Raw genomic sequence first — 1,635 nt, 5'->3', positions numbered from 1 at the left:
TTTAATACGAAAATAAAATGGTGGAAAATGGGCATACTGATGCATATAGGCAAAAAAAAGTCCCTCTGCCCGAAAAACTAACTTTTTTCAAAAAAAATTAGCTCATGTCTTGTTTGTTTAACTGAATTTGATATCCCATCTGCTGGATATGTTTTAGGTAATACTCTAGTGGTTTTTCTTTAGGCGCACCTCCGCCAATTGGTGCGTCTTCTTCTTTGTAAACCGTTTTATCTCTCATTAGCGCATAGATAATTCGAGAGAGAAGATGCGCAGTAGCTACACTCGCTTTTTTATCTCCTCTTCTTTTCCTTACTTGTCGAAAAAACCGCCCAATCCGGTTATTTGACTTACTATTGGCCCAAACTACCTGACAAAGTGTCGATTTGGTATGTTTGTTCCCTTGCACTGTTTTTGACCGTTTCTTCTTGCCTGCACTTTCATTATTACCCGGACAAAGTCCCACCCAAGATGCAAACTGGGCATCACTTGGGAATAACTCCGCTACTTGCGGACCTATCTCTGCAAAAATATCCGCAGCTGCTTTTGCTTCAATACCAGGAATAGAATCTATTATTTCTATTTCTTCTTTATAGCTTCCCAGCAACTGTTCGATTTGCGTTCCAAGTCTTTCGATCTTTTGCTCAAGATATGCGATGTGATCCCAATGCTCGCAGATCATCTGACGATGATGCTTTCGAAGCTGGCCATTTAATGCCTCTAGCAGCTCCGGTACTTTTCGTTTTAACTTTGAATGCACCAGGCTTCTGATTTCTTCCGCGTCTAGTACCTCACCATTTATCAAACTTTGTAGCAATGCTCTCCCCGAAACCCCGAAAATGTCCGATACATACGTCGTTAGCTTAATATTCGCATCCTGCAGCACTTTATGGATTCGATTTTTTTCGGAAGCGAGCGCTTGGATCATTTTTCTTCGGTAACGTGTTAGATCTCTTAGATCCCTAATTTCTTGATCAGGCACCATACTGGCTTGCACTAAGCCACTGCGATGCAACTGCGCCAGCCACTGAGCATCTTTAATATCTGTTTTTCGTCCTGGCATGTTCTTTACATTCTTCGCATTCGCCAAAACTAACTCGCATGTGCTTTCTAGAATATTCCAGACTGGTTTCCATAACACGCCTGTACTTTCCATCACTACTTCCTTACATTCGTGCTGGCCAAGCCAATCTTGCAGCTTCAGCAACTCTTTGGTCGTTGTTCCGAACATTTCGATGTAGCGCTTCGGTTTATGCTCTAAAGATCCTTTCAATACACAGGCAACTACCGTTTTCTGATGAACATCCAGTCCTGCGCAACAGCCTCTCACAGCATCCATACTTAAACCCTCTCTCAACCTTTATACAAACCATGCGCCCGAAAAGGTGTAATTTAATACACGTAATATTGGGTTTACAATAGGCGGTGCTCGCGAAGCGCAGTAGGACGGTTTTTTCGACAGGATCGCGTCCCAATAATCGAACGTCCTTTGATTTGTATCCTTTAGTTTTGACAGATTTTAGAGGATTAAAAGGTCTAATCTTTAAAACAAATCTGCATGATGAATAACTCAATTTTCATGCTAGGGGGTGGCAATGGCACATTGTCATGGCTGTTTTTTCGACTTACGGCGGGGTT

At 42.1% G+C, this 1,635-nt stretch carries 1 protein-coding gene; it reads right to left on the bottom strand.

Features of this window, described 5'->3' with window-relative positions:
* Window positions 1-97 precede the first annotated feature (97 nt).
* The gene (locus A8708_RS00120) at window positions 98-1,336 is read right to left on the bottom strand and encodes an IS110 family RNA-guided transposase (RefSeq protein WP_068661516.1); all 1,239 of its coding nucleotides are present in this window, start codon (window positions 1,334-1,336) and stop codon (window positions 98-100) included.
* Between the last annotated feature and the right edge of the window lie 299 nt (window positions 1,337-1,635).

Source organism: Paenibacillus oryzisoli, from assembly GCF_001653565.1.
GTDB classification, from domain to species: domain Bacteria; phylum Bacillota; class Bacilli; order Paenibacillales; family NBRC-103111; genus Paenibacillus_E; species Paenibacillus_E oryzisoli.
Note: the sequence above shows the minus strand (reverse complement) of the source record. Positions and strands in the feature narration are given on the sequence as shown.

What these genes read in the sequence shown, in the direction of transcription:
- A8708_RS00120 (WP_068661516.1), bottom strand. Translation starts at nt 1,336, where the DNA reads ATGGATGCTGTGAGAGGCTGTTGCGCAGGACTGGATGTTCATCAGAAA.